Genomic DNA, 26034 nt, shown 5'->3' with positions numbered 1-26034 from the left:
GAGCGAAGGGATTTAGTTTTAATTGTTTTGTCAACCAGAAATGGGATGAGCAATTGATTAAAACAGAGTCCTTGATTATGCTATAATTAGTAGCAAGGGCCGAATAATGGGAGCTGTGTGAGTCGAGAGTGTGCGCCGTGGTACGCATTAAGAAATACTTAGCAGAGCTAAGCGGGGTTCAGAATAAATGGCCTCGAGGTGAACAACTAACTTTAACCCGAAAGGGAAGGAGGACAAGAGCATGTATGTAAAGCGAGAGTTATCTGAAGATGTGTAAGATAACGGCTTGCAACACCTGATCAATATGGTTAAAGCTAAACTGCTTGAATTCTAATCTTCAGGGGTGGGACTTCACATCCATGGGTATCGCATTTAAAACCCCATGTCTACGGTAAGCACAGATTAAACTTTCGTTTGTGTGACATTCTGGCTGTAGAACGATAAGTAGTGAACTTATTTAAGAGGATGAATGGAAAACCTAAGTTGATCTAGAACAGTTCTTAGTGACGGAACATGGGATGACCTAAGGAACGCGAGTTCTATGGTTACGGAGTCATCGTAGTAGTCGTGAAAGTAACGAATCACCGGGGAGCGTGGGAAAGCCACATACAGGGCAAAGGGTGACAGATAATTGAATGTTGAAATTGGGAGGTACGCAAGATGCGGAAAGCTGAAACAATACTTAACATTATACGTGAACGTGGACAAAGAAATTTGCCGGTTAAAAACGTATATCGCCTACTTTATCAGCGTGATCTTTACCTTCGAGCGTATGGCAAACTTTGTCGTAATAAAGGTGCTATGACAGAAGGTGTGACAACTGAAACAGTTGATGGTATGTCTTTGGAGAAAATCGATAAAATCATAGAGGATTTACGCTATGAGCGATATCGGTGGACACCAGTAAAACGTATCTATATTTTAAAGAAGAGTGGTAAACGCAGGCCGTTAGGATTGCCAACATGGTCAAATAAGTTACTTCAAGAAGTAATCCGATTAATATTGGAAGCCTACTATGAGCCTAAATTTAGTGAATGTTCACATGGATTTCGACCAAAGCGTGGATGCCACACTGCATTAAGAGCAGTAATGCAAAAAGGCAGAGGTACAAAATGGTTTATAGAGGGAGATCTCAGTGCATGTTATGACTCAATTGATCATACTATGTTGTTGAAAATACTGAGTGAAAGCTTCCAAGATAACCGTTTTATTCAGCTAATCAATCGACTGCTAAAAGCAGGATATATGGAAAATTGGAAGTACAATAAGAGTCATAGTGGGGTACCACAAGGTTCTATTATTGGTCCAATTTTGAGTAACATATTACTCGATCGGTTAGATAAACATGTGGAACATATACTAATACCATCAAATAACCGAGGTAAGCGAAGAAAGACAAATCCAAAATATTTAAGGTTAACCATGCAAGTATCGATGATGAGAAAACAAGGGAACTGGGATCAAGCAAAACAACTGCGTCAATTAGTGCAGGGTATGCCATCTAAGGATTCTTGTGATCTAAATTATCGACGTCTTTGGTATGTTAGGTATGCTGATGATATTCTGGTAGGGTTTGCAGGACCAAAAAATGAAGCTGAACAAATTAAAAATGAGATTGCTAAATTCCTCAATGAGGAGCTCAAACTTATGCTTAATGAAGATAAAACGCTTATTACACACGCGTGTGATAGCAAAGCCAATTTTTTAGGTTATAAAATACACGTCTTGCATGCAGATGATAAACATGATCATCGGACACAACGATGTATTAATGGTAGTATTGGGTTACGTGTACCACATCATATAAAGCAGAAAAAGTGTTCTGAATATATGCGTTGTGGAAAGCCTATACATTTACCTCAACGTACACTTGATACAGCTTACAGTATTGTTGCTCAGTATCAAACTGAATATCGAGGAATTGTACAATATTACAAAATGGCCTACAACCTTCACACACTAAGTTATTTGAAGTATGTGATGGAAGTATCATTAGTAAAGACTTTAGCATCTAAATACAAAACAACTTGCAGGAAAATTTATAGAAAATTTGGTGCAATGATTGAAAACGACGAAGGTGAAAAACGAAAAGTCATCCAAGTCAGAGTAGATCGTTTACCATCAAAGATACCATTAATTACACACTTTGGTGCTGTGTCACTAAAATGGAATAAATGGGTAAGTATAAGTGATAACCTTATACCAATATGGAATAAGCGTAGTGAAATAGAGCAAAGACTATTGGCACAAACTTGTGAATTATGTAAATCACAAGAGCAGATTGAAGTACATCACGTACGTAAACTTGCTGATTTGCTAGGTAAACGTAATACTGAGCTACCGAAATGGAAAAAGAGAATGATTGAACGACAGAGGAAGACTCTTGTTGTTTGTCATGAATGCCATAAGAAAATCCAATATGGAAAATATGATGGTGACTCCTTAAAACGTTAGATTATTGGAGAGCCACGTGATACGGAAACGATCATGCGTGGTTCGGAGAGGGGTTGTTGGAAAAGTACTTAACAAGTAACTCGCTGGCTGCCCACTCTACCTCACGTAGGGTTCTGCGAGGGGCCAGGAAGGAAGTTTTCCTGGTCTACTCTCCTCGCCTTTCGCCGTATCTTTGGTACTGAAAAGAATAAAGATATCCTCATTCACTTCCTCAATGATATTCTGGGTTTTGCTGGCAAAAATGCAATACAGGATATAGAGTTTTTAAGTACTATTCAAGACCCTGATATCGCCGCTAAAAAGCAAAGTATTGTTGATGTTCTCTGTAGAGATTCTACAGGTGCTCAATACATTTGCGAGATGGTGCGACCTGAAAGTCTTCGGTCATATTGTTTAAAGGGAGAGGAATTCCTTCAGAAAGAAACTGAAAGAGTTCTAAAACTTATTAAACCAGATGTTTTGCCATCTGAGTCTACGCATCAGTGCGAATCGGGTAACCGGTTGGTGCCGAGCGATGCGGACAATGAACCTCCTCTTGAAAAAGAAGATGCGTAATCGTAAGAGGAGCATAAACTACAAGCATCATGTGGTTGGAGGGCTAGGCTAGTGGTATGGTGAACGTAAGTGAAGCTTCGTAAGTATCGTAAAAATTGAAGAGCTAAAGATGCTGATAAGCTCTGACCAAAAGGTAATGTGGATAAGTTACATTTTTCATCTCTAGATGTACGCAAATAATAACTCCACCGGTATAGAGAAGTCACCTAACCCACTGTTGTATGACAGAAGGAACAGGGTAAGCCTGTATTTCCGCCTATATGGCAAGCAAACCGCAAGGAACGCTGATGAAAATGCAGGTAAAGGAAAATGGAGAAAGCGAATGCCATTTTGTAACGAAATGGATAGAATTTGTAACATTAATTCGCGTGAAAACGAGCAGACTTCCATTTGGTCCCTCGTGACAAGAAACTTTGTCAACCACTTAAGGTAGGAAAGCAGATGATTACAAGTAAAACTGTAAGTGCACCTACCAACAGCTCCGAAGCATGGAACCAGTTGCCATGGAAGAAATGCCAAAAGGTTGTTATGAGGCTACAAAGGCGTATTGTTAAGGCTGTTCAAGAAGGAAGATGGAGTAAGGTAAAATCTTTACAACATCTCTTAACACGCTCTTTTAGTGGAAAAGCTTTAGCCATTAAAAGAGTAACTGAAAACCAAGGAAAAACACAGCAGGTGTAGATCGTCAACTATGGTCAACTTACAATGCTAAATTTCAAGGAATAAAGCAGTTAAAACAAAGAGGGTATAAACCTTCTCCGCTAAAACGAATTTATATCAGTAAATCTAATGGCAAAAGAAGACCTCTTGGAATACCCACGATAAAAGATAGAGCCATGCAAGCATTATATTTGTTTGCTCTGGAACCGATAGCTGAAACAATCAGTGATCGTCACTCTTATGGCTTTAGATCTAAAAGATCCTGCGCGGATGCTATTGTTGCTTGTCACTTATTACTGGCAAGGCGCAATCGACCACAATGGATACTAGAAGGTGATATCAAAGGGTGCTTTGACAACATTAACCATGAATGGCTTATGAAGCACATTCCTATGGAGAGAAAAATTCTCCATAGTTGGTTAAAGGCTGGTTTCCTAGAATCAAAAACCTTGTACCCCACAACTGCTGGTACCCCGCAAGGAGGTATAATCTCTCCAGTACTAGCTAACTTTACCTTAGATGGTCTTGAAAAATTATTAGAAAGTCGTTTTGGTAAACTAGGTAGCAAAAGAAGAGAAAAATCAGAAGTGGAGTAAATTTAATCAGATACGCAGATGACTTTATCATCTCAGGAAACACATGTGAAGTACTGGAAGATGAAGTCAAGCCATTAGTATCATCCTTCCTTTGTGAGAGAGGTCTAGCTCTGTCAGAAGAAAAGACAAAGATTACATTTATTACAAAAGGGTTCGATTTTCTCGGTTGTAATGTACGTAGATACAGCAAGAAATTAATTATTACGCCTTCGAAGGAAAGTGTTAAGAGGTTTCTTAAAAAAGCGCGTGCATTAATAAAAGCAAATATAGGTAGTTCACAAGCTGTAGTAATTAAATCACTCAATCCTCTACTAAGAGGATGGGGAAACTATTACCGTCATGTGTGTGCTAAAAAAGCGTTTAGTAAGATCGACAATGAAATTTGGCATAGTTTATGGAAATGGGCAAAGAAAAGACATCCCCGTAAAGGGTTACGTTGGATAAAGAATCGCTACTTCAAAGTAACGAATCATCGTCAATGGGTCTTTGCTACTTCTGTATGCAAGAACAAACCAAAGGAAATAAGGTTTATGAGCTTACTCAAACTAAGCGATATTCCTATTAGACGTCATATTAAAATCAGGGCGGATGCAAATCCACTTGACTTAAAATGGAAAAAGTATTTTGATAAAAGAGTGAAACGAACAAGAATGTTAGCAAGCTCTTTCTCAAGAGAAGGTTCTCTACTGTTAGTGTCACCACTAAAGATGCTGTTTTCCGAGGAATCATGAAAGACAAGCCGGTTCGAGAAAAGAAGAACTTAGATAAGGGGCTCAAGCGCAGTGCTGGGAAACCTGCATGCTGCGTTTCTAAGGGAGGGAGTAGTAGTAATACTACTTCCTTACCTAACCAGGTCGCTAAAACTAAAGGCTTTGAAAAACGCGCTCAATACTATGCAGCTAAAGCTTATTCAAGACAAGCTGATAAGGGCGATCAATACCATAACCTTAAGGAAATTATCTTCATTGCTATAGCAGATTGTGTACTGTTTCCTAATAAATCTGAGTACAAATCAAAGCATACTATTCGAGATGAAGACACTAATGAACACGATCTAAAAGATTTTTATTTTATATTTATTGAATTGCCAAAATTTCCGAAAACAAAAGAAGATCAGTTAGAAAATATAGTTGAAAAATGGATATACTTCTTTAAATATGCAGATGAGACTAGTGAAGAAGAGCTGGAAAAAATAATAGGTAGTGATGTAATAATTAAAAAGGCCTATGAAGAGCTAAATAGATTCAATTGGTCAGAGAAAGAATTTATTGCCTACGAACAGGAAATAAAACGTATTCTTGATGAACAGGCTGTCCTCGCTCAAAAAATTGATGATGCTACTGAAAAAGGCATAAAAATCAGACATGAAAAAGGCAGAGCGGAAGGTAGGGAAGAGGGCAGAAAAGATAGGGATATTGAAGTCGCAAAAAACCTACTTAAGGCTGGCGTTTCGATTGATACCATCTCCCAAGCGACCGGTCTTCCTAAAGCTGAAATAAAACAACTTCAGGAAGAAAATACTTTTTAACCATTTTTGTTAAGCTCTTCACAAAAGAGGGATTTCATAGCCCTAAAACATGCTTTATGCCTTTAACTACTGATGTATCGCTTAAGAAGGTATCAGGCTTTTTAGATGGCTCCATTGCAACTACTTTCCTTGAAACACTAGATGTTGGCTGATCTGCAGTCTGCTTTTGTTGTAGAAATACAGTTTCCTTTTTAGCTAAAAACTCTTCTAGATGGCTTTTCACATGAACTAGAAACTCACCAGTTTGTTCAAACTCTGGACAAGCTTCTTTTGCAGATGAGTATAAGGTTTTTGATATTTCAGAGAATTTACCACTTCTTATTTGCCCGGCCACCTTTAAGAATACTTCTACAGGATTAAATTTTAGATTTGTAACTGGTATTCCTGACTCAATAGCAGCACCCTCTAATGCTTGTTCAAATTCTTTTGCAATAGGTAATGCATAAATTTGCGCTTCCTGTTCAAAAATACTCCTTATATCGTTAGAAATATACTTTTGGCCTGTAACTTTTCTTATAAATACATCTAATAAAAGAAGTGTACCATTTGTATCAATACCTTGAGCTGTAATAGCTTTAGAAGGTTGGGAATGCTTCATATCTATAGCTGGCTTAAAAGGAGAAGAGATAAACTGAGGAGGCCAACATTCATGCTCAAGCCCAGAATGGTGCAACACCTTTGCACTTTGCTGCTTCTTATGGTCACTTAGATACAGCCAAGTTTCTTGTGGAAAAAGGGGCTAATATTAATGTTGAAGATAATTATAAAAATACCCCTATGGGTTTAGCTATTGCACAAAACAAGCAAGATATTATAGAATTTTTTAATGTACTATTACCTACTCCTAACTCTAGTCTTGAAGGAGTTTCTACCTGTAGTGGCAATACTAGGTTGCAGAAGTGATTTTTGGGAGCTATTCAAAACCTCATACGCTCAAGGTAAGGAGAAATAGCAGGGAAATAAATATTGAGTTAATAATTTAGAGATTCTTCTTAAGAAATTATTTTCTTGATGATTATGATTTTTTGAATATACACTTTTATGTTGGATTCAAAGAAGACTCAACAATTAGCTGTTCTATATCTTCCACTTTCTCGAGCTTGGTGTTGGGATTTATGATATTGTACAGCGCAAAGCTCATACACACCAATCCAACTACTCCCACAGCTACTGCTACTGTGACATCGATTTTCAAAACATAAAATACAACACCGCTCACCAATAACGCTGTGCCAACAATACCTGCTACGATTGCCTGTCTTTGCCGTGTTGAGGGTCACAGTGTTGCCAGATCCACTACATGGCTCAGCGAAAGATGGGCTGTCAGCTCTATCAACGGAAGTTGGCTCTACAGTAGTTGAATCATTTTGCACTTCTTCGCTGCTTTCACATATAGGTTGAAGATCTTCACTATTTATATTACATAATTTAGTGTCAGTTTCTGTAGCTTTATCAATTACGTGAGTAGCATCTTTATGCTCTATATTTATTACACTATATTTACATACTTCATGCACTTCCTTACTATTTTCATCTTTAGCTGTAGTAGTTTTGGCTGTTACAACAGTGGGCTTCTGGGTTGCTCTCTTATTAAAAAGTTCTCCGGAGAATTTTAAGATTTCTTCTACAGCCTCACTATTTTTACGTGCTTCAGCATAGGTAAATGGGGTGTAAGTCATTTCCTCGCCATTTGAATGTTTTATCGTTATTCTTTTTTTGACAATCTCTTTCAAGATACCATTTTCCTCAGAGATCTTTAACACTGCTCTAATCATGTCATTGTCTCTACGTGATATAGCATCTGTAAGTATTGTATGAATTTCTTCCCGACCATCTGAATGTTTTGTGGTCATCTCTTCATTCAGAACTTCCTTTAATAGTTTTTGTTTTTTGGCTTCTTCTAAAAGATCTTTTACAGCTTGATTATTTTTATGACTTATAGCATAATGTAGTAGTGATAATGTCTCCTCTCTACCCTGATACTTGTAAGTTATTTTTGCTAAAAGAATCGTGCTTACGTTATAGCTGGATTTTTTAAATATTCCATTTCTGAACCTTCCAGCAATACCTTTCCCTTCCTCTATTTCTCTTGCTAGCTTTTGAATATTCTTTCCATCTTTATTTGTTAACTCATATATATCACATACTAATGTCAGTTTTGACGTTTTCATAATGTTTTTCCCCTATTAAGATTTATTGATTTAGTTGTAGTAGTTGCAGTTGCTCGCTCCATAAATTTGGTGCTCTTTTTCAATCAAAGGTGTCTTGCTGCTTGAAATGTTTTCCTTGTAAAAATTTAGCTTATCTTTTACATTGAAACAGCATTAAGACGATTTGCCTTTTTTTGGATGTAGAAATTTTCTAGGAATTGTCTTCTTGAGTTCTATGGTATTTTGTTTAACATTGAAACAAGAGTCTGTTGTCGTTTAATCTGCACAGATTGAAGATAAATGAATACCTTCAATACCATGATAAGGGGGGCTGGCGGAGTTTGTCAAGTAGGTTTTTTCGTCTCTATTCCCAATAAAAGTTCGTTATTGGTTATGCAGGAAGTCTAATACTGTCGTAAAAGGAAGTTTTCTTGTGCGTGTGAAACTTTTTTTCCAACAAAATGGATCTTCTGAAAAGTTTTCGAGTATATTGTATTTTTAATTTGTAAAATAAGATTTTTCCCTTTTTGCATGTTTCACCTAAAAAGGACACATTTTAGACTTCTTTGTTGAAATAAAACAGAAACAAAAGTGCTGTTTATTGCAGCTTTTGGGTAATTTAATGGTAAAAATTTTAGAGAGAAATTTTACACACAATCGCAGACATTTTTCCTTAAGTTGACGCCATTGAGTGAACGGTTACCTTAATTAGAAGTCTAGCTTTAACTTTAAATGGACTACTCAACCGTGACAGACTTAGCTAAATTTCTTGGACAATCGGCATCTAACCCTTTTTTTGCTGCAGTATAGTAAGCAAGGAATTGCATAGCAACACTATAGATGATAGGAGAGATAAAATTATCAGTGTCTGGAAGTTGCACCACATCTGCGCAAACTCCCCTTAGGAATGGCGCTCCTTGCTTATCACTGAAGGCAATTACTTTGCCTTTTCTTGCAATAATCTCTTGTATATTAGATAGCGTTTTAAAGAATAAACTATCATAAGGGATAATTGCTATAACAAGCACAGTAGAGTCTATTAAAGCAATAGAACCGTGCTTCATTTCTCCCGCTGCAATACCAATTGTATTGATGTATGAAAGCTCTTTTATCTTCAATGCACCTTCCATTGCAACTCCGTATGAACTTCCTCTGCCAATTAAAATAACGTTATTGTGCTCTAATATACTACCTGATATATGTTGTATTTGCATCACATTCAAAACGTGCTCAACATACTCGGGAATAGAATTGATAGCACTGCTTAGCTGTTTTATTCTCTCTCCACCCAGTATACCTTTTATTTTTCCAAGCTCCACGGCAAAGCATGCTAAAGTTGCAAGTTGCGCAGAAAAGGTTTTTGTTGAAGCAACACCAATTTCTGGCCCAGCAAGAGTATGTAACACAATATCTGAGATCTTTTCAATGCTGCTGTTAAATGTGTTAGTTATACTAATGATTGTTTGCTTCTGTGATTTCGCATAACGCAGCGCTTCTATGGTATCTGCAGTTTCGCCAGATTGAGAGATGAATAACCCAATGCTGCCTTCTTCTAGCTTGACGTTGCTATACCTAAATTCTGATGAGATTTCTAGATATACTCGAACTTGAGCGACACTTTCCAGCCAATATTTTGCTATTAGCCCGGCAAAATAAGATGACCCGCATCCAACTATAGTAATGTAACTCCGCTCAGAAAACAATTTTTTATTGACCTCTTTATATTGCTTGTAAAATTGATTTATTGTTTTGTTTAATGCACGCGGTTGCTCAAAAATCTCTTTTAACATGAAGCTAGGATACCCATTTTTGCTAATTAGAAAATCACTTGGACTACTATTTTCTATACTACGTTTAACTTGTGTACCATTGTTGTATATACTAACTCCACTAGATTTTATCACTGCAATGTCACCATCTTCCAAATACGATATTCTTTCCACAAATGCACTTAAAGCATTAGAGTCAGATGCAGCAAACACTGTGTTACAGTTATAGCCTATTGCTAAAGGCAAATTTCTCTTCGCAACAAATAAGGCATCTGGATATTCTGCAAATAATAAGACCAAGGCAAATGAGCCATGTAAGTTGTTTAAACACTTAAATAGAGAATCAACTGGCGACAATCCTTCATCAAGATATAAGGTTAGCATATTTGGTATGATCTCTGTGTCAGTATCAGTATGGAATAACATTCCCCTTTCTTCTAGACCCTTTTTTAGCAGATTGTAATTCTCAATTATGCCGTTATGAGCAACAACAACATTATTTGTATGAATGGGATGAGCATTTTTAAGGCCTGGAACTCCATGTGTAGCCCAGCGAGTATGTGCTATACCAACTGTACTGTGAGACATCTTGCTTTCATCAACAACTTCATACAATCTTTTAACTTTACCTTCTGATTTTTTGACTTCTATCTCGCCTTCGTTATTTATGATTGCTATACCTGAGGAATCATATCCCCTATATTCCAATTTTTGCAACCCAGTTAGTAAAGTTGGTATTACTGAATCACCGCTACTTACTACACCAAATATTCCGCACACAAATGGATCACCAAATGAACTTTCTTTTAAAGTTATGCAGCATTTTTGCCTTTATCATCTTTTCCCTTTTTACTTTCCTCTGGTGGTTGATTTTTATTCTTTTTATCACTCTTTTCGATTTTGCCTTTTTCAATTGGTTTAGCTGCCACTTTTTGAGTTTCTTTGTTTAAAACTTCAGATATAGCGGACTTTAGGACTTTCACCTCAACTTTTGGTGCTATTTCTATTATAAATTGTGCATTTGCCTCATCAACTTTATTAACTTCACCTATTATCCCGCCAGAAGTAATGACTGTATCACCACGTTTTATTTGATCTATAATTTTTCTATGTTCTTTTAGTTTTTTGTGGTTTGGGCGAATAATAAGAAAATAAAATACCACAAATATTAAAATCAATGGAATAAAACTAGCAAAAGATGCGCCGATACTTGATGCATTGCTAGTTGCATCTGCTGCAAAAACTTCAGAAATGAGCATATTTAATCCTAATTGTTAATGATAAAAACAAACCTATTTAAGTATTAATTACAATACCATGCCATGTCAAGTCTGGTGAAAACGTTTCTAAATACCGGCAATAATATTGCGGATTTTAGATTATGCTAAAACCACTATGGCGGGAGTGATGAGACTTGAACTCACGACCTCATGCGTGACAGGCATGCGCTCTAACCAACTGAGCTACACCCCCCCTAATTTCTTTTTAGCGTTTTCAGGCTTCGACTTTAAAGCTAATAAACATGTTGCCCTTTGTCAATATTTTTTGTTTGCGCTTTGCTGTCTTTTCTATTACTATGTAAATAATTTAATTTCACACATGGCTTGTACAAGTAGTCCCATTAGGGTTATGCCATGGAAGATAAACTATTTGGAGGAATGATATATGACAAATTTGCCTGAAGTCACTGTGCGTGATTTAGCCGAATCTGGTGTACATTTTGGTCACAAAATTGGTCGCTGGAACGCAAAAATGGCTCCATACATATATGGAGTGCATCAAGAAAATCGTATACATATAATTGACTTGCGAAAAACATTACCATTGCTACAGGTGGCCATGAAGGCTTTATATGACGTTGCATCTCAAGGTGGTCGCATTCTATTTGTTGGTACAAAGTTTCAAGCTTTTGATATTATTGCAAGTGAAGCGATTCGTTGTGGTCAATATTATGTGAATCATCGATGGCTTGGTGGTATGCTTACTAATTGGGGCACTGTTTCTTCTTCGATAAAAACCTTGATACAATATGAGAAAATATTAAATGACGAGGATAGCATTTTAACAAAGAAAGAATTGGGGAACATTGAAAAGAAAAAGCAAAAGCTTGATAAGGCGCTTGGTGGTATTAGAGAAATGGGAGCAATTCCTGATATCTTATTCATCATTGATACTAATAAAGAGCATATTGCGGTTAAGGAGGCTAAAAAGTTAGGAATTCCAATAGTTGCAATACTTGATACTAATTCTGATCCAGATGATATTACTTATCTAATACCTGGAAATGATGACTCAAGAAAATCAATAGAGCTCTATTGTAAATTAGCTACCGACTCTATATTAGCTGGAATAGAGTCTAGTCTAGCAAGATCTGGAGTTAAGATTGATAATATAAAAGGTGATGAGTTTATTCAAGAAAAAGAAGATAGTATTGTGCAAACTAAAAGGAAACGTAGTAAAGTTTACAAAGAAGAAGAAAGGGAGGTAGTAACAAATGAAGATGAATCCAGATAATATAAGGGAATTACGTGATAGGACAGGGCTTGGCTTAAGTGACTGTAAAAAAGCATTAGAAGAATGTGATGGTGACATCAAGAAAGCCGTTGATAAGTTGTGTACAATAGGTCTTGCTAAAGCTGACAAAAAATCTGATAGAGTAGCTTCAGATGGGCTCGTTGCTATGTGTTTGACTGAAAATTATGGTGCATTGGTTGAACTCAATTGCGAAACCGATTTTGTTGCAAGGAATGAGAAATTTATAGAGTTAGTTTCAAATTTAGCATCAATTGCTCATCAAGAACGCTGTATCAGCGTTGATGAGTTAAAAAATGCCAAGTATGAAAGCATTGGCACAGTGCAGGAAGCTATTATGAATGGTACGTCAGTTCTTGGTGAAAAGTTAGAGTTGAGCAAGCTTTGTTACCTAGAGACTAAGGATGGAGTTGTTGCTGGTTATGTACACGGTGATGTACGTGGTTTAGGTAAAACTGGCGCTTTAGTTGCATTGCAATCACCCGGTGATAAGGCAAAGTTACAGGAAATTGGAAAACAAATAGCGATGCACATAGTTGCTATGAAGCCTGAAGCTTTGTCTATAGATGATTTAGATCAAATGAAGTTGAAAAATGAACGTTCTATAATTGAAGAGCAAGTAAGGAGCTTAAATAAACCTGAAGAAGTAGCAAAAAAAATAGTAGATGGACGAATGGCTAAGTACTATGAAGAAGTTGTTTTACTAGAACAAAAGTTCATAAAAGATGATAAAATGAAGGTTTCTGATTTTATAAAATCAAGCGAGGTGAGTGCTATTAAATTATCTGATTACAAGTTACTTGTTTTGGGCAGTGCAAACTAAATGGCAAGAAATGTCTTCCTTAGCAGATAAAGTAAAATACTCTAGAGTGTTATTGAAGATCTCTGGTGAAGCTTTGATGGGGTCACAGTCTTTTGGCCATGATATGGGAATAATAAGCCAATTATGCAAAGATATAGCTGATGTTAACAGGCTTGGAGTTCAAGTATGTATTGTTGTTGGTGGTGGTAATATCTTTCGTGGCGCATCTGCGTCTTTAAGTGGCTGTGAAAGAGCAAGCAGTGATTATATTGGAATGCTTGCAACTATAATCAATGCTTTAATTTTACAAAACTTTTTAGAAAAAAATTTAGTAGCTTCTAGGGTATTATCTGCAATACCCATGGCCACTGTATGTGAACCTTACATAAGAAGGAAAGCTATTCGTCATTTAGAAAAAGGTAGAGTGGTAATTTTTGCAGCAGGCACAGGCAACCCATTTTTTACTACAGATACAGCTGCAGCCTTACGTGCTGTTGAAATGAATTGTGATGTTATTCTAAAGGGTACACAAGTAAATGGTGTATACTCCGCTGATCCGAAAAAAAATGAGGATGCTGTAATGTATGATAGGCTTTCTTACACGGATTTATTGACTCGTGATTTAAAAGTTATGGATGCATCAGCAATTTCACTTGCTCGTGATAATTCTATTCCAATTATAGTTTTTTCTTTGAAGGGAGAAAAAATAGTCAATATTATTAAGGGTCAAGGTACTTATACTATAGTTTCAGATTGTAAACAGTAGGTAATTTATGTTAAATGAAATAAAAGCTAAAACAAAAGAAAGAATGCTAAAAACTATTCAGTCCTTTCATGATGATATTAAAGGCGTACGCACTGGTAGAGCTAGCGCATCGTTGCTTGATGGTATAGTTGTAAATATCTATGGTGGACATCAAAAGTTAAATCAGGTTGCAGGCGTTTCAGTTATAGATAACAAAACCCTATCAATTAAAGTTTGGGATATTAATGTTGTAGGTGAAGTGAAAAATGCTATATTAAATGCCAACTTGAATTTAAATCCTGTTGTTGAGGGCAATACCATACGTATAGCTCTTCCGGATTTAACACAAGAAACCCGTGAAAAATTAGTAAAATTATTGCATCAGTTTTCTGAAAATGCGCGGATTGCCATCAGAAATATACGCAGAGATGTTATGGAAGAAATAGAGAAAATGAAGGGAAATAAGGAGATCTCAGAAGATGATTTTCATGGTGCTAAGAAGGAAATACAAAATATTACTGATGATAATATAAAAAAGATTGATGGTGAATTGTCCATCAAAGAAAAGGATATATTGCATCACTAAGGTAATATGAAAGAAACCTTCAGTAGTGAAAAAGAAAAAATTATATGCAAAGGTGTCATGGAGGTAGTCGACACACAACTGTATGAACGTTGCAATATTGCACAGTATTATACAGTAAATGATGTCATTCCAGTGTCCTCTTTTTTGTCATCCCAGTGCCTTTTTTCCCTGTCATCCCAGTGCGTAACACTGGGATACATCTTATTTTCATCATGGACATTATATGCTCTAAGAATCTGTTATCCATTTCCCTCTTTCCTGTCATCCCAGTGCGTGACACTGGGATACATCTTATTTTCATCATGGACATTATATGCCCCAAGAATCTGTTGTTCATTGCATAATTTGCAAATATTTTTATACTTAGATCCCAGTGTCACGCACTGGGATGACAGGAAAAAGGGCTACTGGGATGACACCTTTCAAGTAGAGATTGCTACTAAATCACTATTTTTGTACAGTGATATGTTAAGCACTCAGATGATATCGGGTGGTTTAGGTGAACTTTAAATGTTGAATCAAGAATCTTTACCGAAACATTTAGCAATTATTATGGATGGTAATGGTAGATGGGCGAACAATCAAGGAAAGGTAAAAATTGATGGTTATAAAAAGGGCAGTGAAGTTGCATACGATATTGCCAAGTATTGTACGGACCTAACCATACCCTACTTAACTTTGTATGCATTCTCTATGGAGAATTGGCTTAGACCCAAAAACGAAACTGACTGTCTATTTGATTTATTTTACTCCGTTTTAACTAATGAAGATAAAGTCAATTTCATTTGCAACTGTAACATTAAGTTGAATTTTATTGGCAATTTAAGTCTGTTATCCAGTAAAATATTGGATCAAATTAAAAAAGCAGAAGAAATGACACATAAGAACGATGGTTTATTACTCACTGTGGCAGTCAGTTACGGAGCAAAGCAAGAAATTACACAAGCTATAAGCAATATTATAAAAGAAAATATTGCTTATGTATCAGAAGAGGAATTTGAAAAATTTCTGTATACTAAAGATCTGCCAAAATTGGATTTATTAATTCGCACTGGCGGCGAAAAAAGATTAAGCAACTTTTTATTATGGCAAGCAGCTTATGCTGAATTGTATTTTTGTGATACTTTATGGCCTGATTTTTCTTGTCAAGATTTGAGTAAAGCATTAGAAGATTATACAAAAAGAGAGAAAAAATATGGTAGATAATAATTTTATAATTAGAATGTTGTCCTCAATAGTAATATTATTCATATTTTCCTTTGCTACATATTTCAGTGATTTATCGTTTTACCTATTAATTTTTTCAATAGCAGTTTTATCTTCTTTTGAATGGTATAATCTAACCCAAGGAAACAAAATTTTATACGTTTTCGCATTATTATTGATTGCACTACCAAGCGCCTCATTAATATATTTATATAACCTACCACAGGGAAAATACGCATTAGTATGGTTCGTCTTAACCATTTGGGGAATTGACATTACTGCCTACCTATTTGGTAAGAATTTTGGTGGAGATAAAATTTGCCCAATTCTTAGCCCTGGAAAAACTTGGACAGGACTTCTTGGTGCGATTTTAGCTGGAGTAGTGTGCACAATTTTTGGATCAATATTTTTTGGTCTATTTTCAATTTTTTATTCTCCAATCATTGGCCTTGCAATCGCTATTCTAGCGCAACTTGGCGATTTCACTGAGTCGCTTGTTAAAAGAGCTTACGGTGTTAAAGATAGTGGAAGTATGATACCTGGCCATGGAGGAGTGCTCGATCGTATGGATAGTTTCATTTTTACTGCCCCTCTTCTTGCTATTTACATAAGCTAAGTCTGCAGAAGAAACAAAGTGCCATTAGAGGTCATCCCTAGTCAGCTCCCCAACCGCTTCTACAGTACAGTCATGGACAAACGTCTTTTCACAATAAGGGCAGGCTATTTCCTCTTCTTCTCCCATATCTAAATATATTAATGGATGGCCGGAACCCTCATTATTCTCATCACCATGACAACAAACTTTTCTATTATTAACCCTCACTTTTGACATGCTACTCCTTTAGCTTATAACATTTTATATATTGAATATACCCATTCAGAAATAAAAAACAACAAGCACTATTCTCCATTTTTTATCCTATTCAGGTTAATCAATTCGTTTTGAACGCCTTTTGATACAAATTTGCTAACATCTTCTCCTAATCTTGCTATTTCCTTTACAAAACTTGATGAGATAAATTGAGTATCTTCAGAAGCAGGAAGAAATATGGTTTCGATTTCAGGAAGAAGTTTATAATTTACCCAACTCATTTGAAACTCGTAATCAAAATCCGATACTGCTCTTAATCCTCTAATAATAACAGAAGCATTCTGCTCTTTGGCAAACTTCACTAGCAACCCATTAAAAGATATAACATCTGCATCAATTCCTAGCCCTTTGATTTCACTTTCAGCCATGCTTGTGCGTAGCTTTGTGTCAAAGGCAACATGCTTATTAACGTTTTCTGCAACTCCTATTATTAATTTATCGACTAGTTTACACGCTCTTTTGATTATGTCAATATGCCCAAAAGTTATAGGGTCAAATGTGCCAGGGTAGATTCCTATTCTGTTATTAATGTTCATCCTTTATTTTTATATAAACTACTTTAAAAACTTTTGATAGACATAATAACATTTTTTATCTAAAAATGAAAGTATACAGTTGGCCTGATAGCTCAGTTGGTAGAGCAAAGGACTGAAAATCCTTGTGTCGCTGGTTCGATTCCTGCTCAGGCCACCTTCTCTTTCTTGGCAAATTTGCCTTTTTGTTATAAAATACTCTATATCGTAATATAAATATTAGAGAGGCAAGTTATGGTGTATAAATATTACAATAAAGTATTTAAGATCTTATTAATTATAGTTCTATTATTAAGCAATATTACTTATGCTGGCGTTAGTGAAAAACCGGCATCTCAACATGTAACCAGAAAAGAAGAACCAGCGTCAACTGCCTTGACGGCAGAAAATACAGTAAATAATGACATAGTTGTTGGTTTGTTGAAAACGGAAGAAGCACATGAGCTTGGGCTATCTCAAAATATCTACGAGATGTTTAATAACTTTGGGGTTAAGACTGTACTGATTGATTATAATAAGATAATTAGCCTTAAAAAAATTCAGACAGAGTCACTTAATCTCGCAAAACAAGATGAAACATTGGCAAAGAAGCTGACATTAGACCGAATAAAAATTGAAGTTGCAAAGTTTATTAAAGAGCACAAAATAAATAGAATATTTATTCCGGATAATTTACACTCAGCACCCACTCCTTGTCGCCAGCTTGTTACTGAAGCAATTGCAAAAATAGTGGATGATAACCCTGCAATTCATTTACTTGGCATATGTGAAGGCATAATGAATGCAAAGGGAATTGAAGTAGTGAGTGTTGTGAGTGATGAAGAGAAGCGAAGATCTCATTTAAAATCAGCATCTAATCCACATAAAGAGGATGCACCTCTCCAGCAGATAAAGATCGTTCCAAACAGTCGTTTAGCGGAATTAGTAGCTAAATTCTTAATACCTAATGAAAATGGCTGGTTTTCAACATATTTTCCAGATGCTCATTCAGGGGCAGTAAGTAATACACCAGAAAATAGAAGAAAATTGGAGTTACTTGGATATAAAGTTGCAGCATTTTCCAGTGATGGGGTAATAGAGGCTATTGAAGATAAGCACGGTAATATTTACTTTCAATGTCATCCAGAAGCTCTTGTTGTAAAATCAGATAAAAACCTCTATTTATCAAATCACAAGGAACGTCAAGTGTCTACACTAGTTGCTATAGCGATTATAAATGATTTTCTTTATCGTGCTTAATGGCTATAGCTTTAGATTTACCAACGATTTGATAAACGACAAATTCGTCATCCCGCTGCTTGTTAGCGGGATCTAGAGATACCGCGGCGGTATGACTTGCATTAGCTATAAAATAGTAGTTTATATAAATCCCATAGCATGCCGAATGAAGCTTTTTTTGAGAAAATTTGAATTTTCAACTGCAATCAAGCCAAGATTTCTTAGTGCTTTAGCGCAGAATATTCTGTTGGAGAACATCCTATTTAATCCATCAGTTGCAAGCGCCATTGTAAAATTATCAAAGTATCTGTTACGTGAAATTTTCTTTAATAAATAACTACTGCCAACATCAATACCAGATGCTTTTGCAGCAACTATGTGCTTTATAACACTTTCTACATCTCTAATTCCAAGATTAAGCCCTTGACCTGCAACTGGATGAATTGAATGTGCTGCATCGCCGATAAGAAAAACTCTACCCTTATATAACTTTTTTGCGAAAACAAAACTTAAAGGATAAAGTTTTCTTTCACCCTCTAATTTTATCTCTCCTAAATAAGAACCAAATCTTTTTTTGAGCTCTATAATAAATTCTTCTTCAGACAGATCCATTAGCATTTTTGAAATTCCAGATTTTTCTGTCCAAACTATCGAAGAAGTATAGCCACCCTTCATCGGTAGAATTGCAAATGGACCGCCAGGAAAAAAACGCTCTACAGCTAAGTTTTGGTGATGCAGTTCATGCTTTACATTAAATACTATGCTACTTTGTTTATAATCAAATTTCACTGTCGGTATAGAAAATAACTCTGGTAGTTTAGAGTTTTTGCCTTCAGCGCAGATAAGTAGCGATGATATTAATTCCTGGTTATTATCAAGAATAACTTCCACATATCCTGAATCACAAGCAATTGTTTTATAGGAATATGGAGAGTATATATTTAGTTTATTCAGAAAATTATTGTTGATTGCATTCCATATAGTAGCATTGTTAATAACATAACCCATTGGTTCTTCACCAACCATTTTATGATTGTAATGCACAGTAACCGCATCTAATATGCATATATCAAGTATTGGCTCAGCTTCGCTTTCTATAAACTGCCAAATCCCTAATTTTTCCAATATTTTTTTCGAGCCTTGAGAAATAGCAAATGCTCGGTTGTCATCTACTACACGTGGTAGACTATTTTTTTCAATCACAGCTACAGACACAGAGTCACAACTGAGGCCAATTGCAGTAATAAGACCAAGTAACCCACCACCTGAAATGATTACATCATAATTCATTTTATTCACGCTAATTGTAAAATTATATTTTATCTATTTTGAAAATAGTTTAAACAAACTTTGTATACTATGAGTAAAAGACTTTAAGGTTTTCCTATATACAAATTAAGTCTCTTAGAACCTGTCTTGAAAATGGCTAAGCATAGAAGTAATCATATTAGATTTCTTGCATAACCCAAACTAAGTAGAAAAAAGGCAACTCCCCTGTCATCCCAGTAGCCCTTTCTTGTCATCCCAGTGCGTGACACTGGGATCTCATTTTACTTTATAATGATGTCATGGAAGTAGCTGACACTGGAATTCAGAAAAAAGGATGATGTCATTCTAGTCTGGAATCCAGCCTTTCCATAATCATCAAAACGTTGTATTTTAACATAAAACAGCTATTTTTATACTTAATAAAATTCCTGGATCCCAGACTGGGATGACACCCTTCTGGTAGACAATGTTCGTACAGTTGTGGATTCATTCGCGGTATAAATTCCGCTAACTAGTAGCGGAATGACGGTTTTTCAAATTATAGGTAAACCTAATCCACTTTAGCTATAACATCTTTAGCAATGTCTTCATAAATCTCTGCCAAATCTTCACTTAGCATTAAAGGATTTCCACAATCAGAAGCATGACATATTTGTGGATCCAGAGGAATCCTGCCTAATAGTTTGATGCCCAGCTCCTCAGACATTCTTTTTGCGCCGTCTTTTCCAAATATGTATATTTCTGAGTCATTTTGAATGAAATAACTCATATTTTCCACAATGCCAATAATCGGTATACTGAGCTTTTTAAGCATATCATAAATTTTGCGAGCATCGATTAAAGAGAGCTCCTGTGGAGTTGAAACTATTATCGCCCCGGTTAAGTTAAAATTTTCCATAAGACTTAAATGCACATCGCCAGTTCCAGGTGGTGTATCAACTATCAAATACTCTATATCGGACCACTTTGTTCCCATGAGCAGATTATAAAGTGCTTTTGTGATCATAGGTCCGCGCCATATTGCTGCACGATCCTTGTCAACAAAATAGCCGATTGAAATAGTATGCAGTCCATACCTTTCTATAGGTATTGCTTTTCCACCCTGTATTTCTGGCTTTAATTTTTCAGTGCTAAGCATTTTAGGAATTGAAGGACCATATATATCTGCATCAACCAGCGCAACTTTATGTTTCAACTTTGCTAATGAGAGAGCAAGATTTAGCGCAACTGTGGACTTGCCCACACCGCCTTTACCAGAGGCCACAACGATTATATTTTTCACTCCTTCGATATGTAATTTAGCTTTTTGTTGCCCAGTTTGTTTTTGACAAGTAGCAACCACGATCACTTTTGTCACCCCCGGTATAGCTTTAACAGCTTGCTCACAATTTCTTCTTAATTCTTCGTTTGCTTGCGTGTTACCGGCAACTTCAAGCGCAAAACCAATGTCCCCGCCTTTAATAATGATTGAGGATATTATGCCAAGAGCGATCACATCTTTACCGCTTTTTTGCTCTATGACTTTTTTTAAGTTCTCTCTTACAATTTCTTCGTTGATCATTAGACCTCTTACATAGCAGATCCCAGTGCGGAACATTTGTTTCGGAAACAGTATGTTAAATGTTATAGCAGGTTTTGCCTAGAACACAAGCCAAGTACTGGTTCACTTTATGACAGTATCATGAAAGTAGCCTCTTTCTTGTCATCCAAGTAGCCCCTTCTCCTGTCATCCAAGTAGCTTGACACTGGTTTACTTTATGATGATGTCATGAAAGTAGCTGACACTGGTTCTTTTTTTCTAGATCCCAGTGTCACGCACTGGGATGACAAAAAAAGGAGCACTGTAATGACAGCAGTCCCACGTCATACCGCGATTCATTCGCGGTATCTCTTAACATAGATCCCGCTAACACGTAGTGGGATGACGGTTGTCGGTGAACCTAAGTTACTTTAGCTACAAACATTAAGAAATTTACCAAATAAAAAAAAAGGCAAAAGAAGCCCCGTGGTTATTATCCGCTTTAAAATATTGGCGTTTTTTATGTTTTAAACGCTTGACAAGCGAGATAGTACGCTGCTACGAAAATTACCTGCAAAAAGAAACCTCTACTCCTTATTCTTTGCCCTTCCTGCACGCTTACGTTCATTTGGATCAAGGAATTTCTTGCGTAAACGTATAGATTTTGGAGTTACTTCCACCAATTCATCATCATCTATATACGCTATCATATCCTCCAGTGTCATTATCTTTGGAGGAGTGAGTTTTATGGCTTCATCACTACCTGAAGCTCTTACGTTTGTTAATTGCTTACCTTTTAGCACGTTTATCTCCAAATCATTGTCACGGCTATGCTGGCCGACAATCATGCCACAATATACCTTATCCTGTGGCTTGATAAACATAATTCCCCTGTCTTGCAAATTGAAAATTGCATACGCCACAGCCTCACCCTTATCTGTAGAAATTAAAACTCCATTGCGCCTTCCAGAAATTGGACCTTTATGTGGAGCATAACTATGAAATAAACGGTTAATTATGCCTGTGCCCCGAGAATCAGTTAAAAACTCTCCTTGATAACCAATTAATCCTCTTGATGGCACTAAAAACGTTAATCTTGTCCTACCATTACCAGAAGGTCTCATGTCAGTCACTTCACCTTTTCGGAAGCTGAGTTTTTCCATGATGATTCCACTATATTCATCATCTACATCAATTACTACTTCCTCTATAGGTTCAAGTTTTTTGCCATCTTCTTCCTTAAATAGCACGCGAGGGCGTGATACTGAAAGCTCAAAACCTTCTCTCCTCATATTTTCAATTAACACTCCAAGCTGTAGCTCACCACGTCCACCTACTTCAAACGCTTCACCACTTGATGCCAAAGTTACGGTAATTGCAACATTTGTTTCTGCTTCTGCATATAAACGATCCTTTATAACGGTTGAGGTAAGCTTTGTTCCCTCTTGTCCGGCAAAAGGTGAATCATTAACACTCAGAGTAATCGCCATCGTCGGCGGATCAACTGGAGTTGAGCTTACTGCAGTTGTAACCTCTGGTACTGCTATAGTGTCAGAAACTGAAGCTTTCTCAAGTCCTGCAATTGCAATTATGTCTCCCGCCACAGCTTGTTCTACTGGAATACGTTTCAAGCCAGAAAATGAGAGCAACTTAGTTAATCTCCCTCGTTCAATTACTTTACCGTCCAGATCAAGTACCTTAAGATCTGAATTGACTTTTGCAACGCCCTGATAAACCTTTCCTGTCAATATTCTGCCAAGAAACTTATCAGACTCAAGTAGAGTGACCAACATAGCAAAAGGGGCATTTTGATCATAAACAGAAGGTTTTATATAATCTATAACCGTTGAAAATAATGGGCTTAAATCTTTTCTTTCATCAGAAAGCTCCTTAGCACACCAACCATTTCTACCTGAAGCATACAACACTGGAAAATCTAGCTGCTCGTTGGTTGCATCAAGGTTAAAAAATAACTCATATATTTCATTTAATACTTCATCAATTCTGCTGTCTGGTCGGTCGACCTTATTGATTATCACAATTGGCTTCAAATTTGCTTTTAGTGCTTTTGACAACACAAATTTAGTTTGTGGCATGGGACCTTCCGCAGCGTCAACCAGCAGCAACACACCATCTGCCATGCACAATACCCTTTCTACTTCTCCACCAAAGTCTGCGTGCCCTGGCGTATCAATAATATTGATTTTTTCATCACCCCACATTATTGATGTGCATTTTGCAAGTATTGTAATTCCGCGCTCACGTTCTTGGTCGCCACTATCCATAACTCGCTCTTGAACTTCTTGATTCTCACGGAACGTGCCACTTTGTTTTAACATGTTATCAAGCAAAGTAGTTTTACCGTGGTCAACGTGTGCGATTATTGCTATATTACGGATCGATTTAAATTCGTTCATTTTCTATCATTTCAAAATTAATTTAGTAATAAGTATACATAAAATACACTTGGAGTAAATAACTAAAGCTGTGTATAAGTGCTGTGTTTCCAAGATATTATAGGATTACTTTGTTAAATATTCTCTACTCCCAGGTTTTGTTATGGGTAGTTGTTTTAATTCACTTGGAAGTTCTTCCTCGCTGTAGTTTTGGATGTTCAGTTCAATCAAAGATATGACAGGAAAAGGCAGTTTCGTTTCACTATTCCTCTTTATTAGAGAAGCTTCAGCAATGACTTTACCTCCCTCCCCTTCTGCACATTTCACTGCTTCAAGTGAAGATTTGCCTGTGGTTATCACATCCTCGATAAGTAATATTTTCTCACCCTTTTTGATCTTAAATCCACGGCGTAATTCAAACTTGCCATTAACGCGCTCGCAAAACATTGTCTTTATTCCAAGCTGCCTGCCAATCTCATAACCTACAACTATTCCGCCAATTGCAGGAGATAATATTAAATCTATGGAGCTATTTAATTCTTTTTTTATTTTATCTGCCAGTAATGCGCAAACTTTCATGGCTCTGCTTGGATTTTCAAAAATTTTAGCGCATTGTATATATGTATTGCTATGCAATCCAGAAGATAAAACAAAATGCCCATGCAAAATTGCTTCTGCTTCTTTAAATTCTTTTATTATTAGGTTGTTTTCGTCTAATATCATTTTTTAAGTTTCACTATTACATTCTTTATTAATTATCTGAGTGATACAAATATCAGACCACACGTTTATTGCAGTTTCAAACATATCGATGATTGTATAAATAGGCAAAATCAGTCCCATAATATGCAGAGGAACATTCATCGACATGAGATAACTGGTTGCCATAAAATAGCACCCCATCGGCACTCCAGCGTTACCAATTGCTGCACTAGTTGCTAAAAAAATCCATATAAACATTTCGCTTAAGGAAAATGCGCATCCATTCATCTCTGCAACAAACATTACAGTGATTAGTATAAATGCAGCACATGCATTCATATTAATTGTTGTACATATTGGTAAAATAAAGGACGACAATTTCTTTGGCACCTTTAGCTTATTTTGCACACAGTCTATAGTTGTTGGCAATGTTGCACTGGATGATTTAGAAAAAAACGCAAGTGTGAGTGCCGGCATAACCCCTTTCAGCGTTTGAATTGGTGATATGCCTTTATACCACATAAGTAGCGGTAAAATAAGAAATGCCTGCACAAAATTTGCAGACATTATGCAAACAAAATACCATAAAAGACTGTAGAACTCGCTACCACCTTTTAATTCGTGCAAAAAACATGTAATAAAAGACCACACAGCAAGTGGAACAAGCTTTAGTAACCCCTGAGCAATTTTAAGTAACATATCGAAAAGTGCAGAGAATATTTGATGTAATATGTCCTGCTTTTCTTTTGAAAGTGAAACAATAGCTCCACCCATCAAAAAAGCGATCAATATGCTACCAATAACGTTATTTTCAAGAAAAACTTGCACAAAATTCGAAGGAATGAGTGATTTTAAGTATGAAAAGTAACTGTAATTGTTATTATCCAAACTTCCTATCGTGTTACATATGAAATTTTTTTTCACTGGGTCTATTAGCAGGTAAAACAATAATGCAACAAACGCAGCTATAATAGTTGTAAGCAGCGTATAAAATAGTGTTTTCTTAACTAAGGTTTTAATTTCGATTGAGTCTTTAAGTCCTGAAATTGTGGAAACTATTGATAGAAAAACTAAAGGTAAACTTATTAATTTCAACAAACTAACAAATATGTCACTAAACAGCTTTGCTATTTCAAATATAACCTCACTGTTTAAATAGTAAGCAACTATTGCAAACAGTATAGAAAAGAGTATTGCAAACTTGTGCATTGAAAATAAAACTTCAAAGTAACATTATACAACAATTTTGCTGTTTTGGAATCAGATTGATAGACAAAATAACTTTACAAATTAGGAAAAGATAAGAGGATGCGTTTATTCGGAGACAGTAGACTTCTTGCATAACCCAAACTAAGTAGAAAAAGGTATCATCCGAGTAGTTGACACTGGTTCCTTTATGACGGCAGTGCCCAGATACTGGAATCCAGCCTTTCTGCAATCTCATCGAAAACGTTTTTCTATGCTAGTTTGCTTGTGAGCAAGCAAACTTTCCTGGATCCCAATGTCTGGGCACTGAGATGACACCCTACTTAACCGTCATACCGCGATTCATTCGCGGTATCTCTTAACATAGATCCCGCTAACAAGCAGCGGGATGACGATTGTCGTTTAGCCATAAATATTAAGAAATTTACCGAATAAAAAAAAAGGCAAAAGAAGCCCCATGGTTAACTAGTTATTTATATGTACTTCAAAATATTGGCGTTTTTTTTCTAAACGCTTAATAACCGCGATTCAGCCGCTTTTAAATGCGACTAACCTAAATTACAAACATTAAGAAATTTACTAAGTGGAAAAAAAGGCAAAGAAACCCTAAGGTAGCTAGTATTCAAATTCTCCCTTGTCTATTTGACGTCTTTTGCTGTCTTAAACGCTTTATAAGCGCGTTTCGGCTTGTATAGGTAGAAACCTAAAAGTTTTATAAAAACATGAGGTGCACATAG

At 36.2% G+C, this 26034-nt stretch carries 27 protein-coding genes, 2 tRNA genes and 2 pseudogenes; 18 read left to right on the top strand and 13 right to left on the bottom strand.

Features of this window, described 5'->3' with window-relative positions; all coding sequences use genetic code 11:
* The first annotated feature begins 660 nt into the window (after positions 1–660).
* From ACFZP3_RS01935 to ACFZP3_RS01900, 8 genes and pseudogenes are all read left to right on the top strand, one after another.
* Positions 661–2454, top strand: a complete 1794-nt coding sequence (locus tag ACFZP3_RS01935) for a reverse transcriptase/maturase family protein (protein WP_386086651.1) — start codon at positions 661–663, stop codon at positions 2452–2454.
* Positions 2455–2622: 168 nt separating this feature from the next.
* Positions 2623–2817, top strand: a pseudogene (locus ACFZP3_RS01930) (PD-(D/E)XK nuclease family transposase); the annotation flags it as partial.
* Positions 2815–3009 carry a hypothetical protein gene (locus ACFZP3_RS01925; RefSeq protein ID WP_386086744.1) on the top strand — a complete coding sequence of 65 codons (195 nt, stop codon included), beginning with the start codon at positions 2815–2817 and terminating at the stop codon, positions 3007–3009. The pseudogene ACFZP3_RS01930 and the gene ACFZP3_RS01925, both read left to right, overlap by 3 nt.
* Before the next feature lie 166 nt (positions 3010–3175).
* The gene (locus ACFZP3_RS01920) at positions 3176–3442 is read left to right on the top strand and encodes a hypothetical protein (RefSeq protein WP_265017506.1); all 267 of its coding nucleotides are present in this window, start codon (positions 3176–3178) and stop codon (positions 3440–3442) included.
* A gap of 8 nt (positions 3443–3450) precedes the next feature.
* Positions 3451–3690, top strand: a complete 240-nt coding sequence (locus ACFZP3_RS01915; protein ID WP_253309103.1) for a reverse transcriptase N-terminal domain-containing protein — start codon at positions 3451–3453, stop codon at positions 3688–3690.
* 155 nt (positions 3691–3845) lie between these two features.
* Complete coding sequence (locus tag ACFZP3_RS01910) at positions 3846–4265, top strand: reverse transcriptase domain-containing protein (protein ID WP_386086743.1); 420 nt, start codon at positions 3846–3848, stop codon at positions 4263–4265.
* Complete coding sequence (locus tag ACFZP3_RS01905) at positions 4250–4996, top strand: group II intron maturase-specific domain-containing protein (RefSeq protein ID WP_386087097.1); 747 nt, start codon at positions 4250–4252, stop codon at positions 4994–4996. The genes ACFZP3_RS01910 and ACFZP3_RS01905 overlap by 16 nt, the downstream gene beginning before the upstream one ends.
* On the top strand, positions 4993–5793 hold the full coding sequence (locus tag ACFZP3_RS01900; protein ID WP_386086742.1) for an Rpn family recombination-promoting nuclease/putative transposase: 801 nt from the start codon (positions 4993–4995) through the stop codon (positions 5791–5793). The genes ACFZP3_RS01905 and ACFZP3_RS01900 overlap by 4 nt, the downstream gene beginning before the upstream one ends.
* Before the next feature lie 34 nt (positions 5794–5827).
* On the opposite strand, the gene ACFZP3_RS01895 is transcribed toward ACFZP3_RS01900, so the two are convergent.
* A complete protein-coding gene (locus ACFZP3_RS01895; protein WP_386086741.1) occupies positions 5828–6391 on the bottom strand; it encodes a latrotoxin-related protein in 564 nt (187 codons plus the stop codon).
* A 47-nt stretch (positions 6392–6438) separates the two neighbouring features.
* Between ACFZP3_RS01895 and ACFZP3_RS01890 the strand changes: the two genes are divergently transcribed.
* A complete protein-coding gene (locus ACFZP3_RS01890; protein ID WP_301282656.1) occupies positions 6439–6696 on the top strand; it encodes an ankyrin repeat domain-containing protein in 258 nt (85 codons plus the stop codon).
* Positions 6697–6854: 158 nt separating this feature from the next.
* On the opposite strand, the gene ACFZP3_RS01885 is transcribed toward ACFZP3_RS01890, so the two are convergent.
* The 5 genes and pseudogenes from ACFZP3_RS01885 to ACFZP3_RS01865 form a co-directional block, all read right to left on the bottom strand.
* On the bottom strand, positions 6855–7964 hold the full coding sequence (locus ACFZP3_RS01885; protein WP_386086740.1) for a hypothetical protein: 1110 nt from the start codon (positions 7962–7964) through the stop codon (positions 6855–6857).
* A 375-nt stretch (positions 7965–8339) separates the two neighbouring features.
* Positions 8340–8476: pseudogene (locus ACFZP3_RS01880) on the bottom strand (IS4 family transposase); the annotation flags it as partial.
* A gap of 204 nt (positions 8477–8680) precedes the next feature.
* A complete protein-coding gene (gene glmS / locus ACFZP3_RS01875) occupies positions 8681–10492 on the bottom strand; it encodes a glutamine--fructose-6-phosphate transaminase (isomerizing) (RefSeq protein ID WP_253309670.1) in 1812 nt (603 codons plus the stop codon).
* A 32-nt stretch (positions 10493–10524) separates the two neighbouring features.
* Positions 10525–10971: a preprotein translocase subunit YajC gene (yajC, locus tag ACFZP3_RS01870; protein ID WP_253302548.1), complete on the bottom strand. Its 447-nt coding sequence runs from the start codon at positions 10969–10971 to the stop codon at positions 10525–10527.
* 137 nt (positions 10972–11108) lie between these two features.
* Positions 11109–11185, bottom strand: a tRNA-Asp gene (locus tag ACFZP3_RS01865).
* A 192-nt stretch (positions 11186–11377) separates the two neighbouring features.
* On the opposite strand from ACFZP3_RS01865, the gene rpsB reads away from it, so the two are divergent.
* The 7 genes from rpsB to ACFZP3_RS01830 are packed head-to-tail and all read left to right on the top strand — an operon-like array spanning position 11378 to position 16199.
* Positions 11378–12226 carry a 30S ribosomal protein S2 gene (gene rpsB / locus ACFZP3_RS01860; RefSeq protein ID WP_386086739.1) on the top strand — a complete coding sequence of 283 codons (849 nt, stop codon included), beginning with the start codon at positions 11378–11380 and terminating at the stop codon, positions 12224–12226.
* Positions 12207–13067 (top strand): translation elongation factor Ts, encoded by an 861-nt coding sequence (gene tsf, locus ACFZP3_RS01855; RefSeq protein ID WP_386086738.1) that lies wholly within the window; start codon positions 12207–12209, stop codon positions 13065–13067. The genes rpsB and tsf overlap by 20 nt, the downstream gene beginning before the upstream one ends.
* 10 nt (positions 13068–13077) lie before the next feature.
* Positions 13078–13812 (top strand): UMP kinase, encoded by a 735-nt coding sequence (gene pyrH / locus ACFZP3_RS01850; protein ID WP_386087096.1) that lies wholly within the window; start codon positions 13078–13080, stop codon positions 13810–13812.
* A gap of 7 nt (positions 13813–13819) precedes the next feature.
* Positions 13820–14377 (top strand): ribosome recycling factor, encoded by a 558-nt coding sequence (gene frr, locus ACFZP3_RS01845; RefSeq protein ID WP_164224746.1) that lies wholly within the window; start codon positions 13820–13822, stop codon positions 14375–14377.
* 6 nt (positions 14378–14383) lie between these two features.
* A complete protein-coding gene (locus ACFZP3_RS01840; protein ID WP_264688263.1) occupies positions 14384–14887 on the top strand; it encodes a hypothetical protein in 504 nt (167 codons plus the stop codon).
* Complete coding sequence (gene uppS, locus ACFZP3_RS01835) at positions 14888–15583, top strand: polyprenyl diphosphate synthase (RefSeq protein WP_015589050.1); 696 nt, start codon at positions 14888–14890, stop codon at positions 15581–15583.
* A complete protein-coding gene (locus ACFZP3_RS01830) occupies positions 15573–16199 on the top strand; it encodes a phosphatidate cytidylyltransferase (RefSeq protein ID WP_386086737.1) in 627 nt (208 codons plus the stop codon). Before uppS ends, ACFZP3_RS01830 begins: the two co-directional genes overlap by 11 nt.
* 24 nt (positions 16200–16223) lie before the next feature.
* Here ACFZP3_RS01830 and ACFZP3_RS01825 read toward each other — a convergent pair whose 3' ends face one another.
* Complete coding sequence (locus ACFZP3_RS01825) at positions 16224–16415, bottom strand: zinc-finger domain-containing protein (RefSeq protein WP_253309666.1); 192 nt, start codon at positions 16413–16415, stop codon at positions 16224–16226.
* Positions 16416–16483: 68 nt separating this feature from the next.
* A complete protein-coding gene (gene coaD / locus ACFZP3_RS01820; protein WP_253309665.1) occupies positions 16484–16990 on the bottom strand; it encodes a pantetheine-phosphate adenylyltransferase in 507 nt (168 codons plus the stop codon).
* Positions 16991–17071: 81 nt separating this feature from the next.
* On the opposite strand from coaD, the gene ACFZP3_RS01815 reads away from it, so the two are divergent.
* Positions 17072–17144 (top strand) — tRNA-Phe (locus tag ACFZP3_RS01815).
* An 80-nt stretch (positions 17145–17224) separates the two neighbouring features.
* Positions 17225–18226, top strand: coding sequence for a gamma-glutamyl-gamma-aminobutyrate hydrolase family protein (locus tag ACFZP3_RS01810; protein ID WP_264688494.1), 1002 nt, complete (start codon positions 17225–17227; stop codon positions 18224–18226).
* 120 nt (positions 18227–18346) lie between these two features.
* Here the strand turns inward: ACFZP3_RS01810 and ubiH are convergent, their stop codons facing one another.
* The 5 genes from ubiH to ACFZP3_RS01785 form a co-directional block, all read right to left on the bottom strand.
* A complete protein-coding gene (gene ubiH, locus ACFZP3_RS01805; RefSeq protein ID WP_386086736.1) occupies positions 18347–19495 on the bottom strand; it encodes a 2-octaprenyl-6-methoxyphenyl hydroxylase in 1149 nt (382 codons plus the stop codon).
* Positions 19496–20024: 529 nt separating this feature from the next.
* Positions 20025–21035 (bottom strand): Mrp/NBP35 family ATP-binding protein, encoded by a 1011-nt coding sequence (locus ACFZP3_RS01800; RefSeq protein ID WP_253309664.1) that lies wholly within the window; start codon positions 21033–21035, stop codon positions 20025–20027.
* Between the two features lie 545 nt (positions 21036–21580).
* A complete protein-coding gene (gene typA, locus ACFZP3_RS01795; protein WP_253309662.1) occupies positions 21581–23410 on the bottom strand; it encodes a translational GTPase TypA in 1830 nt (609 codons plus the stop codon).
* Positions 23411–23515: 105 nt separating this feature from the next.
* On the bottom strand, positions 23516–24112 hold the full coding sequence (gene pyrE, locus ACFZP3_RS01790) for an orotate phosphoribosyltransferase (protein WP_253309661.1): 597 nt from the start codon (positions 24110–24112) through the stop codon (positions 23516–23518).
* A 3-nt stretch (positions 24113–24115) separates the two neighbouring features.
* On the bottom strand, positions 24116–25300 hold the full coding sequence (locus tag ACFZP3_RS01785) for a dicarboxylate/amino acid:cation symporter (protein WP_386086735.1): 1185 nt from the start codon (positions 25298–25300) through the stop codon (positions 24116–24118).
* Between the last annotated feature and the right edge of the window lie 734 nt (positions 25301–26034).

It is taken from the genome of Wolbachia endosymbiont (group A) of Norellia spinipes (assembly GCF_964273535.1).
Note: the sequence above shows the minus strand (reverse complement) of the source record. Positions and strands in the feature narration are given on the sequence as shown.

Bases quoted from the DNA above. Each gene is read 5' to 3' on its own strand.
- ACFZP3_RS01935 (WP_386086651.1), top strand. From the start codon at position 661: ATGCGGAAAGCTGAAACAATACTTAACATTATACGTGAACGTGGACAA.
- ACFZP3_RS01925 (WP_386086744.1), top strand. From the start codon at position 2,815: ATGGTGCGACCTGAAAGTCTTCGGTCATATTGTTTAAAGGGAGAGGAA.
- ACFZP3_RS01920 (WP_265017506.1), top strand. From the start codon at position 3,176: ATGTACGCAAATAATAACTCCACCGGTATAGAGAAGTCACCTAACCCA.
- ACFZP3_RS01915 (WP_253309103.1), top strand. From the start codon at position 3,451: ATGATTACAAGTAAAACTGTAAGTGCACCTACCAACAGCTCCGAAGCA.
- ACFZP3_RS01910 (WP_386086743.1), top strand. From the start codon at position 3,846: ATGCAAGCATTATATTTGTTTGCTCTGGAACCGATAGCTGAAACAATC.
- ACFZP3_RS01900 (WP_386086742.1), top strand. From the start codon at position 4,993: ATGAAAGACAAGCCGGTTCGAGAAAAGAAGAACTTAGATAAGGGGCTC.
- ACFZP3_RS01895 (WP_386086741.1), bottom strand. From the start codon at position 6,391: ATGAAGCATTCCCAACCTTCTAAAGCTATTACAGCTCAAGGTATTGAT.
- ACFZP3_RS01885 (WP_386086740.1), bottom strand. From the start codon at position 7,964: ATGAAAACGTCAAAACTGACATTAGTATGTGATATATATGAGTTAACA.
- yajC (WP_253302548.1), bottom strand. From the start codon at position 10,971: ATGCTCATTTCTGAAGTTTTTGCAGCAGATGCAACTAGCAATGCATCA.
- rpsB (WP_386086739.1), top strand. From the start codon at position 11,378: ATGACAAATTTGCCTGAAGTCACTGTGCGTGATTTAGCCGAATCTGGT.
- tsf (WP_386086738.1), top strand. From the start codon at position 12,207: ATGAAGATGAATCCAGATAATATAAGGGAATTACGTGATAGGACAGGG.
- pyrH (WP_386087096.1), top strand. From the start codon at position 13,078: ATGTCTTCCTTAGCAGATAAAGTAAAATACTCTAGAGTGTTATTGAAG.
- frr (WP_164224746.1), top strand. From the start codon at position 13,820: ATGTTAAATGAAATAAAAGCTAAAACAAAAGAAAGAATGCTAAAAACT.
- ACFZP3_RS01840 (WP_264688263.1), top strand. From the start codon at position 14,384: ATGAAAGAAACCTTCAGTAGTGAAAAAGAAAAAATTATATGCAAAGGT.
- uppS (WP_015589050.1), top strand. From the start codon at position 14,888: ATGTTGAATCAAGAATCTTTACCGAAACATTTAGCAATTATTATGGAT.
- ACFZP3_RS01830 (WP_386086737.1), top strand. From the start codon at position 15,573: ATGGTAGATAATAATTTTATAATTAGAATGTTGTCCTCAATAGTAATA.
- ACFZP3_RS01825 (WP_253309666.1), bottom strand. From the start codon at position 16,415: ATGTCAAAAGTGAGGGTTAATAATAGAAAAGTTTGTTGTCATGGTGAT.
- coaD (WP_253309665.1), bottom strand. From the start codon at position 16,990: ATGAACATTAATAACAGAATAGGAATCTACCCTGGCACATTTGACCCT.
- ubiH (WP_386086736.1), bottom strand. From the start codon at position 19,495: ATGAATTATGATGTAATCATTTCAGGTGGTGGGTTACTTGGTCTTATT.
- ACFZP3_RS01800 (WP_253309664.1), bottom strand. From the start codon at position 21,035: ATGATCAACGAAGAAATTGTAAGAGAGAACTTAAAAAAAGTCATAGAG.
- typA (WP_253309662.1), bottom strand. From the start codon at position 23,410: ATGAACGAATTTAAATCGATCCGTAATATAGCAATAATCGCACACGTT.
- pyrE (WP_253309661.1), bottom strand. From the start codon at position 24,112: ATGATATTAGACGAAAACAACCTAATAATAAAAGAATTTAAAGAAGCA.
- ACFZP3_RS01785 (WP_386086735.1), bottom strand. From the start codon at position 25,300: ATGCACAAGTTTGCAATACTCTTTTCTATACTGTTTGCAATAGTTGCT.